The sequence below is a fragment of the Anseongella ginsenosidimutans genome, from assembly GCF_008033235.1.
In the GTDB taxonomy this organism is placed as follows: domain Bacteria; phylum Bacteroidota; class Bacteroidia; order Sphingobacteriales; family Sphingobacteriaceae; genus Anseongella; species Anseongella ginsenosidimutans.
Window position 1 is genome coordinate 3,639,433 of the sequence record NZ_CP042432.1, and the last position, 12,641, is coordinate 3,652,073.

14 protein-coding genes are annotated in these 12,641 nt (G+C 45.5%); 6 read left to right on the forward strand and 8 right to left on the reverse strand.

The genetic code is table 11. From position 1 onward, the window contains the following. The first annotated feature begins 83 nt into the window (after positions 1 to 83). On the forward strand, positions 84 to 1,262 hold the full coding sequence (locus tag FRZ59_RS15230) for a serine hydrolase domain-containing protein (protein ID WP_132128660.1): 1,179 nt from the start codon (positions 84 to 86) through the stop codon (positions 1,260 to 1,262). Here FRZ59_RS15230 and FRZ59_RS15235 read toward each other — a convergent pair. Then, positions 1,234 to 1,818: a DUF417 family protein gene (locus tag FRZ59_RS15235; protein WP_132128661.1), complete on the reverse strand. Its 585-nt coding sequence runs from the start codon at positions 1,816 to 1,818 to the stop codon at positions 1,234 to 1,236. The genes FRZ59_RS15230 and FRZ59_RS15235 overlap by 29 nt on opposite strands. Before the next feature lie 64 nt (positions 1,819 to 1,882). After that, on the reverse strand, positions 1,883 to 2,734 hold the full coding sequence (locus tag FRZ59_RS15240; RefSeq protein WP_132128662.1) for a helix-turn-helix domain-containing protein: 852 nt from the start codon (positions 2,732 to 2,734) through the stop codon (positions 1,883 to 1,885). Between the two features lie 69 nt (positions 2,735 to 2,803). Between FRZ59_RS15240 and FRZ59_RS15245 the strand changes: the two genes are divergently transcribed. Then, positions 2,804 to 3,262 (forward strand): methyltransferase family protein, encoded by a 459-nt coding sequence (locus tag FRZ59_RS15245; protein WP_132128663.1) that lies wholly within the window; start codon positions 2,804 to 2,806, stop codon positions 3,260 to 3,262. A 13-nt stretch (positions 3,263 to 3,275) separates the two neighbouring features. Here FRZ59_RS15245 and FRZ59_RS15250 read toward each other — a convergent pair whose 3' ends face one another. Then, positions 3,276 to 4,133: a LamG-like jellyroll fold domain-containing protein gene (locus FRZ59_RS15250; protein ID WP_132128664.1), complete on the reverse strand. Its 858-nt coding sequence runs from the start codon at positions 4,131 to 4,133 to the stop codon at positions 3,276 to 3,278. Positions 4,134 to 4,249: 116 nt separating this feature from the next. Between FRZ59_RS15250 and FRZ59_RS15255 the strand changes: the two genes are divergently transcribed. Continuing rightward, complete coding sequence (locus FRZ59_RS15255; protein WP_207910250.1) at positions 4,250 to 5,131, forward strand: PIG-L deacetylase family protein; 882 nt, start codon at positions 4,250 to 4,252, stop codon at positions 5,129 to 5,131. On the opposite strand, the gene FRZ59_RS15260 is transcribed toward FRZ59_RS15255, so the two are convergent. After that, complete coding sequence (locus FRZ59_RS15260) at positions 5,132 to 6,061, reverse strand: helix-turn-helix domain-containing protein (RefSeq protein WP_132128665.1); 930 nt, start codon at positions 6,059 to 6,061, stop codon at positions 5,132 to 5,134. 140 nt (positions 6,062 to 6,201) lie between these two features. Between FRZ59_RS15260 and FRZ59_RS15265 the strand changes: the two genes are divergently transcribed. Continuing rightward, the gene (locus FRZ59_RS15265) at positions 6,202 to 6,858 is read left to right on the forward strand and encodes a DUF975 family protein (RefSeq protein WP_132128666.1); all 657 of its coding nucleotides are present in this window, start codon (positions 6,202 to 6,204) and stop codon (positions 6,856 to 6,858) included. 48 nt (positions 6,859 to 6,906) lie between these two features. After that, positions 6,907 to 7,428 carry a hypothetical protein gene (locus tag FRZ59_RS15270; RefSeq protein WP_132128667.1) on the forward strand — a complete coding sequence of 174 codons (522 nt, stop codon included), beginning with the start codon at positions 6,907 to 6,909 and terminating at the stop codon, positions 7,426 to 7,428. A 6-nt stretch (positions 7,429 to 7,434) separates the two neighbouring features. Here the strand turns inward: FRZ59_RS15270 and FRZ59_RS15275 are convergent, their stop codons facing one another. From FRZ59_RS15275 to FRZ59_RS15290, 4 genes are read right to left on the reverse strand one after another with little or no spacing between them, the layout of a single operon-like run. Continuing rightward, complete coding sequence (locus FRZ59_RS15275) at positions 7,435 to 8,076, reverse strand: ankyrin repeat domain-containing protein (protein WP_132128668.1); 642 nt, start codon at positions 8,074 to 8,076, stop codon at positions 7,435 to 7,437. A 26-nt stretch (positions 8,077 to 8,102) separates the two neighbouring features. Then, positions 8,103 to 9,509 carry a sulfatase-like hydrolase/transferase gene (locus FRZ59_RS15280; RefSeq protein WP_132128669.1) on the reverse strand — a complete coding sequence of 469 codons (1,407 nt, stop codon included), beginning with the start codon at positions 9,507 to 9,509 and terminating at the stop codon, positions 8,103 to 8,105. A 2-nt stretch (positions 9,510 to 9,511) separates the two neighbouring features. Further along, positions 9,512 to 10,354 carry a hypothetical protein gene (locus tag FRZ59_RS15285; protein WP_132128670.1) on the reverse strand — a complete coding sequence of 281 codons (843 nt, stop codon included), beginning with the start codon at positions 10,352 to 10,354 and terminating at the stop codon, positions 9,512 to 9,514. A 49-nt stretch (positions 10,355 to 10,403) separates the two neighbouring features. Next, complete coding sequence (locus FRZ59_RS15290) at positions 10,404 to 11,345, reverse strand: IS1595 family transposase (protein WP_132130833.1); 942 nt, start codon at positions 11,343 to 11,345, stop codon at positions 10,404 to 10,406. Positions 11,346 to 11,512: 167 nt separating this feature from the next. On the opposite strand from FRZ59_RS15290, the gene pelA reads away from it, so the two are divergent. Then, positions 11,513 to 12,610: a pectate lyase gene (pelA, locus tag FRZ59_RS15295; protein ID WP_158640649.1), complete on the forward strand. Its 1,098-nt coding sequence runs from the start codon at positions 11,513 to 11,515 to the stop codon at positions 12,608 to 12,610. The last annotated feature ends 31 nt before the right edge of the window (positions 12,611 to 12,641 follow it).

A 12,641-nucleotide genomic window follows, 5' to 3' on the forward strand; every position in this document is an offset into this window, starting at 1 on the left:
ATAATCACAATATTTACAAAACACTATCCTCTTATTGTTATCTTGGAGGGAGGTTTTTGGCAACTTAGATAAACAGGAAGGTAATGAATCTGAAAATTCCGGTGATTTTCAAAGGACTGACTGGCAGTCTTGCAATGCTTTTTTTTTGTTTCAGCATTGCACCAGGGCAACCCATAAAGAGTCTTGATTCACTTTATACCACCTTATACGAGGAAGGCAATTTTAATGGCTGCGTTTTGATTGCGGAAAACGGCAAACCTATTTATAAGAAGGCGTTCGGCTTTGCCGATATTGCCGCCCAACGGCCGCTTAACTGCAATACAAAGTTTGAATTAGCATCTGTCGCTAAGCAGTTCACAGCGATGGCCATTATGCAGTTACATCAGCAACGAAAGTTAAATTACACGGATAGCCTGACTAAATACTTCCCCCGGATGGGCTACAAAAATATTACTATCGCTGATCTTCTGCATCACACATCAGGATTACGGGAATTTGTAGTTGGAACGAAAGAAATATTTGATACTACACAAATAAATGGTAATCAGGAAATAGCTGCAGCGCTTATCAAATATACACCTCCCCTGCTCTTTTCACCTGGCGATAAATTTAGCTACTGCAATACAAATTACGTGCTACTTGCCTTAATTATTGAAAAAGTGTCCGGCCTGAAATTCAGCCAGTATATGGACCGCTTTATTTTTAAACCCTTGGGCATGACCGGTACAAAAGTATATTCAAGACAGTCGGCAAAGCATAAACTTAAGAATTATGCACTTGGATACATCTATGATCCCGTCAAAAGCCAACTTACGCTCAGCGATAACCTGGCCGGCTACCGTTACCAATATTATTTTGACGGTGTAGCAGGCCCTTATGGAATTAGCAGTAGTGTGGAAGATATGCTAAAATGGGATCAGGCGCTATATACTGACGTGCTGATCAGCCGCCATGAACAACAACAAGCATATCTTCCTTTAAAATTAAACGACGGAACGACCGCGAGGTTGATGGAACAGTATTACGGTTTCGGCTGGCTTATTTCACCGCCTGAAAACAAAAGTTTTTTTGGTAAAAGGTACATGCACGCGGGAGGATATCCGGGATACACAAATATGATTGTCCGCTACCCCGAAAAAAACAAAACCATTATTATACTTAGCAATACTTTTAATGCAATCAACATCTATGAAATCTGCGAAACGACGGAAGCAATCATCTTTGGGCAGCCATTTACTTTTCCTGGAACCGGAGCCTGGTAATGCCCTGGATTCTTTTCGCGCAGTCGGCGGCGCAGACGAGGCCCGCGGCCATCATGATAATATCCTTGAGTACGAGCCTTCCTGCGCCCGACAGAAACGGAAAGCCGTAATGCGGCGTAGGGGAATCGCCACCCAGATTGGGGACGTAGACTTCCGGAGTTGTAATCAGGAAGGAAAGAGTGACGATAGACATGCCGAAGGTCAGCAAACCTCCCCATATCCCTGTCCGGGGCAGAAAAATTCCCAGAACGGTCAAAACACCAATTAATACGATCACCGATCCCAGGAAATAGGAAAACATATAAGTACCGTTCTCCTTATGCCATGCTATATTGGCCGCGACTTCTTTTCCTTCCGGATTTTTAAATTTCTGGTATTCAGGCGCTTCCTTATTGTAGAAAAAACTCATAAAGGGGCTGTTGGCTACAAAAGGCACAATGCCGTCGGCTTCGTAATGAAAGGCTTTAAGCCCTCCTATCCACACCATGACAATAAAAATGGCAATCCGGAGAAAGTTTACAAACTGGGATTCCAGCTTGGCTAACAAATCAAACATGAACGTTATTTTTAAAGCAAAGATGGCAGAATAATGCCTTGTATGCCATAGACAGCTTTGGATATTACATGGACGAATATGCCACCATGGATACGCCGACACTTTCCCTGAAGGCGGTAGGCGCAATGCCCGCGTGCTTTTTAAAATAACGGCTGAAATAATTCTCGTCTTCAAAATTCAATGCCGCCGCTATTTCCTTCATGCTTTTGAAAGTCAGGTGGATCAATTTTTTGGCCTCGAGGATAACCCGCTCCTGGATGAGGGCCGAAGGGGATTTATGAAAATGTGTTTTGCATTTTTTGGAAAACGCGTTGGGAGACATTCCTAACCGGGCAGCGTAAAACGACGGGCGCCTTTCTTCGATATAATGCTGTTCCAGCAAGTCCCTGAAGTTCAGGATGGGATGAAAAATTTGATTTCCTTCGTTCCCGGGAACCGAAGCCACTTTTGCCTTGCTGCCCAATGCCAGGATCAATTGCAGGTAGGTTCTGGCAACTGCCTGTGAATAGCTGTCCGTATAGCTCAATTCTTGCTCCAGTTTGTCAAATACGCCTCTTATTTCGGCATAGTTTTCATCTTCCAATACAACAAAGGGCTGCGAATAAATGTTGTTGAATAACAATCCGTTGCAGGCTACCTCTTTTTTATGGTATTCAATGCAGTAGTAATCTCCATGAAACCATAAGGACCGGATGTTAACTTGCTTCACTGCCGAAAACCTGATAAACTGGCAAGGATTTGAGAACATGATCACATTCCCCTTAAAATCGTATTCTGCAAAGTCAATCGTTACGCTTCCGCTGCCTTTAAACAGGAAAACACCATATAGCGGCCTTGGATTACCTTCATTAAATTCCACGGGCTCAACATCTTCTACAACGCAAAAGCTCTGTGCAGGTATGTTACTTTGCTTCATGTGGCCAATTTACAGTTTTGCCGCCACGATCATTATCTTTGAAAGGTACAACCAGAATATGTCCTGTTGATGAACGCAAAGGTCCCACCGGACGCTGTACTCTTAATTTGCGGCAGCCTGATGTGGCTGCTGGCAAGGCTTTTACCGCAATATGGTTTTACGCTTTCCGGCAGCGCGCTTTGGTCCTGCCTGGCCCTGCTTGCGGGATTTACGGTTCTGTTGTCAGCTAAAAGCGCTTTATTCCGGCATAATACAACTGCGCGGCCTGACAGAAAGTCATTACAAAATGCCAGGACATTAGTAACTACCGGAATTTACAGGTACACGAGGAACCCGGTTTATGTAAGTATGGCCCTGATGCTTCTTGCCTGGATGATTTTTCTCGAAAACTGGTTATCCATCTCCGGAATAATTATTTTCATCCTGTTTATTGATAAGTACCAGATCCTGGCCGAAGAAGAAGCCCTGGAAAGAACCTTCGGCGAAGCATATTTACAATACAAAAAGCGGGTAAGACGATGGATATAAACGCGGAAACCTTCTACAAATGATAATACTTCATTAATTTTCCGGCCATCCTTATCAGTTCCTTCCGGCTTAACGGCCGTTCATATAAAAGGAAGCGGGCAATTTCCCCGGCAAATGATTCTACGCCAGGATGTTCTGTAGCATCTCTTTCCTGGCCGATAGCCAGTTTGGAAGCATTTGCCTGGGGATTCACCGGGAATGGCCCGGTGGCAACGGGCCTTTTAGCATCATTGACATACAGGGAAAGCATCGCCTGCCCGGTTCCCTTCGTCATATGGCCAATCAGTAAATAATAACCTTGCTGACGGAGTTGTTCTTTACCCAAAACCCGGGGATTATTATTATCCCAGCGTCCGAACGTCAGGCCGTTTCTGCTTCCCATCCAGGGCTGGTTGTTATCCATTAAGCCGGCCCAAAAGCCTTCGTAATGGCCTCCATTCCTAAGGTTGCCGAAAATTGAATTCACATCTTTTAATTCACCCGGCTGCTTTCCCGCTTTCACGACGCAAAACCAGGTATAGCCGCTCCCGGTAATCAGGTGATCAAAGGCGTCTTCCTCATCCGACAGCAACTCCTGTTGATGAAAGACGATACTGCTATGACCGTTTATTTCGGCAACATTGGTTTTCAGTAACGGCATACCGGAACCCTTCATCTCACGACCCACGTCCGTTTTTTCGAAAACGCCGGCCGGAAACGAACGTACCTGGTTCATCCATTTTTCTACACGGTTTTCCGAACCGGCTATTACTCCGCTATCGGCGTTCAGATCCACTATCAAGCCCTCTTCAATGGGAAAGAAACTGCCGGGCTCTACGGCAAGTCCCGGTACAGTCAAAAGAAACAAGCAGGCAATCCACGCTTTTATCATTTTATCGCTGTTAAACTGTCACAAGGTATAAAATTAACGGCGCTTAGGGAATCTTCGCGGAAATCGGAGCAAAATTCCATAAAAGATTGCTAATTTTAGAAGAAGCCAACAATGTTATGATGTACAAATTCCTCCTGTTATTCGTATTAATTATCGTATCTGTGCCGGGACTCCGCGCCCAGGACAAACCGCTTCAGGTTATTATGATTGGCGCTCATCCCGATGATTGTGATATCAAGTGCGGCGGAGTAGCGGCCCTGTATGCCGAAATGGGCCATAATGTAAAATTTATCTCCGTAACAAACGGAGACGCCGGCCATCATGAACAGGGCGGAAGCGAACTGGCCCGGCGCCGGGCCGGCGAGGCGCAGGAAGCGGCCGGGATCCTGGGTATTACCTATGAAATACTGGATCATCCTGACGGAAAGCTAATGCCTACCCTGGACATCCGGCTTGAGCTGATCCGCAAAATCAGGGAATGGAATGCCGATATCGTTTTTTCCCATCGCCCCAACGATTATCACCCTGATCATCGGTATACCGGAATTCTGGTGCAGGACGCTGCCTACCTGGTTGGTGTGCCGAATATTGCCGCAGATACGCCTCCTCTGGAGAAAAACCCGGTATTCATGTATGCGCAGGACAGGTTTAAAAAGCCTTCCCCCTTTAGCCCGGATGTAAGCGTGGACATTACCCCGGTAATCGGCAAAAAAATTGATGCCCTGAATGCGCACCAATCGCAGTTTTACGAATGGCTCCCATGGATCAACGGCAACGAAAACAACGTGCCTGAAGGTGAACAGGAAAGAAAAAACTGGATATTACAACGAAGGTGGCCCTCCATCTCCCCTGAAATAAGGGCCAGCCTGGAAAAATGGTACGGCAAATCAACCGCGGCTTCCGCCGAATATGCAGAAGCCTTCGAAATTTGCGAGTACGGAAGCCAACCCTCGGAAGAGGAGATCCGGCGCCTTTTCCCGATGCTGGGAAAGGAATGATCACTTCATAGCCGGGTGTTCATATTTTCGTAACAATGAAGTCAGCTGGGCCCTGTTCTTTAGATTCGTTTTCAGGTAAATTCTATGCGTGTGATCTTTGATGGTTTGAACGGTAACAAAAAGCTTATCAGCTATTTCCTGGTTGGTTTTGCCTTTGTAAATTTCCTGTACCACTTCTGATTCACTGCCTGTAATACCGTATTCGCGGATAAACCTCTCAAAAGAAGCCGCGCCTCCGTCATCTTCTGGTTTCAACGGAGGAACTTTCACCGTATAAGCGAAATAGACTCCGATAAATGTAGTTGTAAAAAAGAAAAGAAATATAAATATCAATTCTGGAATGAAGGTAGCTAACCGGTCCAGGAATAGCGGAATATGGATGGTCCCGAAAAAAAATACCAGCAAGATGAGAATACGTCTAGGCTTTTTCTCCACGTACTTTACCCCTGAAAAGCATAGAAGCGAGCCGGCAACAAATGCTGTTAGTATTATAAATAAGGCATACAGCTGCCGGACATTTGCCAACAGATCAAACCGCTTATAGGCGACATACGCCAGGAGCATCACCAGGATCAGCAACGACGCTAAGGGCAGGAAAAACTTTCCGGGCTTTTTTTCCAGGAGGTTAAGCGCCCATAGCAGGAGCATGAACATGCCCGTAATCAGAAATGGAATTCCTATTAATGTGAGATATTCAGGGAGCTGTGCGATTGCCTCATGAGTCCTTTCAGTAAAAAACAGATGAAATAAAGCGTTGCTCCAAATTGAATAAAAACCGAAAGCGTAAACCAGTACCAGGAAATACTGTAAAAAACGGGAAGGAGGAATTTCCCTGATCGCCTTTTTCTGAAAAAAAAGAATAGCACCTCCGGCGGCAAGGGCGATACTGAAAAAAAAGCAAATCCAAATATATAATCTCTCTGTGTCCATATGGGGTGTTAACAAGCGGTAAAAATATCCAAGCCCGGGATTCTTACACCAATACTAAAGTAGTGTTTTGTCAGATACTACTTTAGTCGCTGTTCGAGGAATAAAGGCCGGTGTATTTTTGGCCGTAAATCAAATAAAAAATGGACAGCAACGTATCAATGTCAATCAGGCCCACATGGAGTGGCAGCCTTTCGCATGGCTGGAAAACGATGAAAAGCCACTTCCTTTCGCTCTTGTTAATTGTAATAGTTTGTTCCATTGTGCAAATGCCATTACAATTATTTCACAAAGGCAACTCCGCGGACAGCAGCTCCTTAAAAATCCTGCTCGAATTCCTGGCACTTGCCTATTGGGTGCTGTTTTTGCCGGTCATCAATTACAGCGCTAACCTGCTTTTTATCCAGGCTGTCAGAAATGAAGTTCTTGAACTCAAAAATATAATCATCGGATTTAAGAACTACCTGGATATTGTATTAGTGCATTTGTTTGTAACGGCTTTGATCGGGATCGCCTCAATTGCGCTTCTTATCCCGGGAATAATTGTAGCATGCCGCCTGGCCTTTGTGTCCTACCTAGTGATGGACAAAGGGATGGGACCCATTGCAGCCGTAGAAGCGAGCTGGAAAATGACCAGAGGCCATGGATGGAGAATATTCTTATTAGGCCTGACTTCCATTTTTATTTTCATAGGCGGGCTTTTATTTTTCGTGGTAGGTATTCTTCCGGCGATTATTTGGATAAAGGCAGCCTTCGCCTCTTTATACCAGGCAGTCCTTGATGAAAAAAATGAAGTATAGTTTTGACCGCGTAAGCTGTTATTTGTATATTCATCCTAAAATAATACCATGTTTTATTTGTTTTGGGCAATTGTTAACATTGGAATATTCCTCCTTTTCTTAGGAATATGCTTCAGAGCTACCATACTTGTCCGGAAAAGGTTCGGGCTTTTCGCCTCCCTGATTTTTGCGTTCGGCCTTTTATCTTTCATTGGCAGCACTGAAAGCCACAACAATACTGGAGCAAACGCGAACGGGATATGGGAATTTGCTTCAGGGGATAGCCTGGACAGAGCGCCAGCCTTTCAGATCATTATTGAACTGGAAGACACCTGGTTTTCACAGCGCAGGCTGGATATTACCTACGGAAGGGACAAAAAAGACGGCGAAAACATCCCTATAAATGCCTACTCCTTCACGTCAGGCCTCGTTAGCGGAACAAAATGGAAACCTTTATCAATCGATGTCCGCAAGACAGACAATAACGCCAAATTCAACTATTTTGTCGGCGGCATTGTTGAATGGAAGCTTTTGGGGACGACTATTTTTAGCCAACACCAAGAATACGAAGGAATCGCGTCAATAAAGTAGGCCGGCTCAATCCTTCAACTGTTCTCGCAATTCACTATCCTCGCCGGTTAGCAGGTCAAAAACAGTTTTCCCTTCTGCATTTGGAATCTCTTTATCCGCACCGGACCGGTTCAATATTTTTACGCATTGCAGGTAATTTTCCAGGCTGGAATTGCCGCCGTTTTTCGATCCGTGAATGGCCCAGAAAAGCGGTGTAGCAGAAAAATCAATACATCGTCTGTTCACCTCCGCACCTTCCCGGATAAGCCTTTCGACTACTTTATATCTTCCGCACCAGGCCGCCCAATGCAGTGCGGTACCGCCATGACATCCTGCGTGATGAATATTTGCCCCTTTTTCTATGTAAAGAACCGCCATTTGATCCGCATGAAGGCTCGAGGCAGCAATCAGCGGCGTATCCTGCTTGTCTACTGGCTCATTACCCTCGATATTCGCACCAAACTCCAGAAATATCTTTGCCATCTCTGCCCCCTCTTCATCAGTATATTTCCCTGAAAACACGCCGTCACAAATCCGGTGCAGCGGGTGGGCTTTTGCCCTGTTCACCTCGTCGTAAGGAATCCCCTCATTGGCAAGATGCGGATCATTGGAAAGCGCCTGTCCAATTCCTTTGAAATCCTTATTGTCGATAAGCTTTTTTATTTGCATCTTCTTATTTTTGGTTCCGGTCTTTATCAGCGTTTTACCTTATTGAGCCAACCTTCATGCAATTTCAGAAGTTCCCTGACCTTTTCCGGGTTGTCCCCGGCACGGTTTTCTTGTTCGGCAATATCCGAAGGAAGATGCACCAAAAACAGTCTGTCCTTTCCCTTAAAATCTTCGCCGGTTTCTTCCTTCTTCCAATCCGGGTCCGGGTCATGGGGGTTTCCTAATAGTTTCCAATCGCCTTTTCTTACTGCCCAGCTGCTGGTTGCATCATCATAGGATCCTGTTTGCCAATGCAGCTCGCGCGGAGTGGCATCTGCTGCGTCTTCAGCAATCAAAGGAAGTAAATTTATGCCTTCTATCCCTTTGCTATTATACGCTGCACCTGTAATCGCGGCTATGGTGGGAAACCAATCCATGCCGGATGCAACTATATTGCTGACTTTTCCTGCGGGGATCTTCCCCGGGTAACTGATAATCGCCGGCACCCTGATGCCGCCCTCGAACATGCTGAACTTGCCGCCGCGATAGGGGCCCGCATTCCCGCCGCCCCAAAACGCCCGTTCCTCAAAGGAATGCCCGTGGTCGGACTGAAAAATAATGACCGTATTTTTCAGCAGCCCTTTTTGTTCCAACTTTCTCATTACCTCCCCTATTCTTTCATCCAGCGTTGACACAAATGCAGCGTACTCTCTTCGTGGCGATTCCAGGTCCTTATAGTATTCCAGCCATTTAGGGGTTCCCTGGTAAGGATAGTGTGGAACGTTTGCCGCCCAATAAATAAAAAAAGGCCGCTCTTGCTCGCGATCGATAATAGTACCGATCTCATCCACCATCAAATCAGGGAAATACGCTCCCGGCCGGTAAACCTCCCGGTCGTTCTGGTATAAATCATGTTTGTTCGGCCCGCTCCAGAAAAAGAAATGAGAGTAATTGTCGATACATCCCCGCTGGTGGCCAAAAAAGTAATCAAAACCCTGGGCATTGGGAAGCTTACCGGAGGCATGTCCAAGGTGCCATTTACCTATCAGCGCGGTATAGTAGCCCTTATCCCGGAGCATTTCTGCAATGGTCACCTCGGATGAAGGAAGCCCTCCTTTCATTCCAGGATCATTTTCCGGTATCGGAACATTTCCCGGCAAGCCGGCGCCCAGGTTGGACTTTCCCGTTAGCAAGGCCGCCCTGGACGGCGAACAAACCGGCGCAGCGGCATAGAATTGAGTAAAACGGACGCCCATGCCCGCCAACCGGTCCAGGTTAGGCGTGGCCAGGTCAGCAGATCCATAGCAGTTCAAATCCAGGCTCCCCAGATCATCGGCTAAAATCACGAGAACGTTGGGAGGTGACTGCGCATAAACTGCTGCGCTGTGGACAGAAAGCGCTAAAGCCGCTAACCCGGCGAGAATTATTTTATTCAGTTTTCTATTTACGTTCATAATTAGTGATTTCCAGGCTGGCTAAGCCGTTTGCTATTCTGTATTTTGTCAAAGGCTTTTTTAGCTATTATCACTAAATTTTCCTTCTTAAGGTCGAGTATAGAAATGTAGTCTTTGTGGATTGTATAATGTTGAGACCAATTCACATAATCTTTATACAGAAGCAATGTACAGATATCCGTTGGTTCCATATGATTCGAAAGTATATGCGTATGCATGGTACCCAAAGCTTCTTGCTCATCAGAGGTCTGAAACGGAATTTCAATAAGAGAGTTATGCAATTTTCTTTTACTCTTGAGTTCATTATTAGCATTATACTCGAGGAGGTAGTCGTTGCCAATGAAAATTGACCCTTGTTTTTTTGATGCCGTTAAAACATAAACTTTTCGTTGATCGCCTTCTATCAGAGGGATTGGATTAAATGAAGTGTTTTCATAAAAAGTAAAAAAGCTATCCTTATTCGACGTAAGCATGTCAACCGCTTTCTGCCTGATTACGATCAGATCACCTTCATCTCCGATTGGCAAACCCATCTCCGTATTTACCATTTCGGGTATGGGTGCAGGATCTTTACCGAACTGATATCTCACTAAAATTTTATTAAGATCTCTGTTGAAAAAAATAGAATAGATCAGCCCGTCAACACCCTGGTACGACAAGTATCCGCCAACACTATCTCTCTTGTCTTGAAAATTCATTAAAAAATGATCTGTAGCATACCAAGCTGCTTTTTCCAATCGATATAATTTTTTCCCTTCTCTTAACAAGGCTTCCGGATCAGGCTTCTGAGCCGAAAGTTCGATTGTTGAGCAGATAGTGAAAAACGCCAATACTAAATATTTCATATATTTCTTATACGATCAGACTAACCAAAAGTAGAATTTTCTTTAATGATTATCCGCAATTATACCTGGCCTTTCCGTACCATGTATCGGCAACAGCAGCAACTATAAGCCGATCAAACAACTCTTTCCCAAAGTAGCGTCGGTTGACTTTATAGCAGAACTCATCGAGGTAGTTCTGAAGGTAGTCTGCTTTCACCTGATGGTTGATGCCCAAAAGGGCACGTTTAGCATTACTGATCATCGTATGCACCCAGGGTAGTACCTTGGAGGCTTCCTCAGGCTTAACGGTTCTCCGGACATGTTTGGAGACAATTTCGCTCAGTCTGTTAAAACCGCGCCACCCATCGCTCTTGATGGTCGTCACCGCCCGGGTACCACCCTGAACGGCTTGATTTACCGTAAGTGCTGAACTGTCAGGCACCACCACCATTTTCACGTAACGGAATGAAGATGATTTCTTATGCTTCTTGGGACGGCCTACTTTGGGTTCCACCTTGGCCATGACCACGACTTTGCTCTGCCCCTGGCTGCCACGGCCTCTTTTGGGAGGTTCATCGTCTTTCTCCTCTGAATGGGTCTTGAAAAAAGCATCATCCAATTCCACCACCCCTTCAAAATCATACTGCTCATCCCGAATGCCCATTACCGAGCGCAGCTTGTGCATCATGGCCCAAATGGGCTCATACCGTTTATGACCCAGCTGGCGCTGAAGTTCCAATGCCGAAATCCCCTTCTTGGTCATCGTCATCAGGTAAATCGCATATAACCAGTATTGAAACGGAAGTTTGGAACTTTCCATCACCGTTCCGCTACGAAGCGTTAGCCGATAACGGCAGCGTTTACAGTCGTGCGAATTGTAGGTCGTATTCCAATAATGCTCCCGGCTACCACATTTCTTACACACGATGCCCTGACGTTCCTTTATTGCTCTAAAATGAGCAATGCAGCTCGCCTCGTCAGGATACCGTTTTACAAACTCTATAAAATTCATAATCGCTTCTTTGATGCCCTAATATAAGCATTTAGGTAGTATTACGGACAATCATTTTTTCTTTTTATAGTTTGTTCGCCCCTCGATACAACCCGGCCGCGGCCGCATTTTACCGGTAGAATTAGTAAATTGGCAGTATGATGAATGCCGCAGCCAAAATATTCAATTTGGTTTTACTGATTGCAGCCGGGGCAACCACCGCGTCCGCGCAGAATGCAACCGAAATCCGGCCGGGCGGTTATTTGGAAATGAGCTGGAAGCAGGTGGCGGCAAAAATGCCTTCCAAATGGTACAGCACGGAAGAAGCAAAACTGGCAGCTGAAAATGTATTGCTCGCCCAAAAGGACATAGGCGGCTGGGCTAAAAATAAGGATTATCATAAGTTATCGAAAACAGAAGCAGACGAGCTGATAAAGCAGAAATCGGAAATCGGCGCCACATTCGACAACGGTGCCACCATCAGAGAGTTAAAGTTTTTAGCGTTAATGTATTCCCATGTGAAGGATGAACGGTATAAAAAAGCCGTCGCGCGCGGGCTCGATTATATTTTTCTTGCTCAATATGATAACGGAGGCTGGCCGCAGTTTTACCCTGTCAGGCCGGGAACTCCTTATTCCGGCCACATCACTTACAATGACGATTCGATGGTGAATATCATGTCCTTTCTACGGGATGTATATTCAGACCATGAAGGTTTTGCTTCGCTGAAATTACCGGAAAAGCTAAAACAAAAAGCAAAAATCTCCTTTAACAAGGGAATTGAATGCATCTTAAATACCCAGATCATCGTGAACGGCAAACCAACGGTCTGGTGTGCCCAGCATGATAAAGAAACAATGGTCCCAGCCAATGCCCGATCCTATGAGCTGGCATCATTTAGCGGATCGGAATCCGTTGACATTGCGCTGTTGTTAATGAGCATTGAGCGCCCTTCTGATAGGATCATCAAAGCAGTCGACGGCGCCGTGGACTGGTTTACCGCTCATCAAATAGAAGATACCAGGTTAAAAGAAACAGATAAAAACGGAAAGGAAGACCTGGTTGTAATTCACGTCAGGAACGCCCCTCCGCTATGGGCGCGCTTTTATGACCTGGAAACAGGCGAGCCCTTTTTCTGCGACCGGGACGGTATAAAGCGTGAATCGCTTGCCGAAATAGGTTATGAACGACGAAACGGTTACAGCTGGTACACAGACGCGCCTCAAAAATTGCTCAAAAAATACCCTGTTTGGAAGGCTCAACAGAGCAGCCCCAAAGACCTTTAAGATGAAAAAAGTATTTCTTTCTGTTTTAATC

Coding starts and splice junctions, on each gene's coding strand:
- FRZ59_RS15240 (WP_132128662.1), bottom strand. CDS start 2,734: ATGAAGCAAAGTAACATACCTGCACAGAGCTTTTGCGTTGTAGAAGAT.
- FRZ59_RS15280 (WP_132128669.1), bottom strand. CDS start 9,509: ATGAACGTAAATAGAAAACTGAATAAAATAATTCTCGCCGGGTTAGCG.
- FRZ59_RS15265 (WP_132128666.1), top strand. CDS start 6,202: ATGGACAGCAACGTATCAATGTCAATCAGGCCCACATGGAGTGGCAGC.
- FRZ59_RS15245 (WP_132128663.1), top strand. CDS start 2,804: ATGAACGCAAAGGTCCCACCGGACGCTGTACTCTTAATTTGCGGCAGC.
- FRZ59_RS15260 (WP_132128665.1), bottom strand. CDS start 6,061: ATGGACACAGAGAGATTATATATTTGGATTTGCTTTTTTTTCAGTATC.
- FRZ59_RS15290 (WP_132130833.1), bottom strand. CDS start 11,345: ATGAATTTTATAGAGTTTGTAAAACGGTATCCTGACGAGGCGAGCTGC.
- FRZ59_RS15230 (WP_132128660.1), top strand. CDS start 84: ATGAATCTGAAAATTCCGGTGATTTTCAAAGGACTGACTGGCAGTCTT.
- FRZ59_RS15255 (WP_207910250.1), top strand. CDS start 4,250: ATGATGTACAAATTCCTCCTGTTATTCGTATTAATTATCGTATCTGTG.
- FRZ59_RS15285 (WP_132128670.1), bottom strand. CDS start 10,354: ATGAAATATTTAGTATTGGCGTTTTTCACTATCTGCTCAACAATCGAA.
- FRZ59_RS15270 (WP_132128667.1), top strand. CDS start 6,907: ATGTTTTATTTGTTTTGGGCAATTGTTAACATTGGAATATTCCTCCTT.
- FRZ59_RS15235 (WP_132128661.1), bottom strand. CDS start 1,818: ATGTTTGATTTGTTAGCCAAGCTGGAATCCCAGTTTGTAAACTTTCTC.
- FRZ59_RS15275 (WP_132128668.1), bottom strand. CDS start 8,076: ATGCAAATAAAAAAGCTTATCGACAATAAGGATTTCAAAGGAATTGGA.
- FRZ59_RS15250 (WP_132128664.1), bottom strand. CDS start 4,133: ATGATAAAAGCGTGGATTGCCTGCTTGTTTCTTTTGACTGTACCGGGA.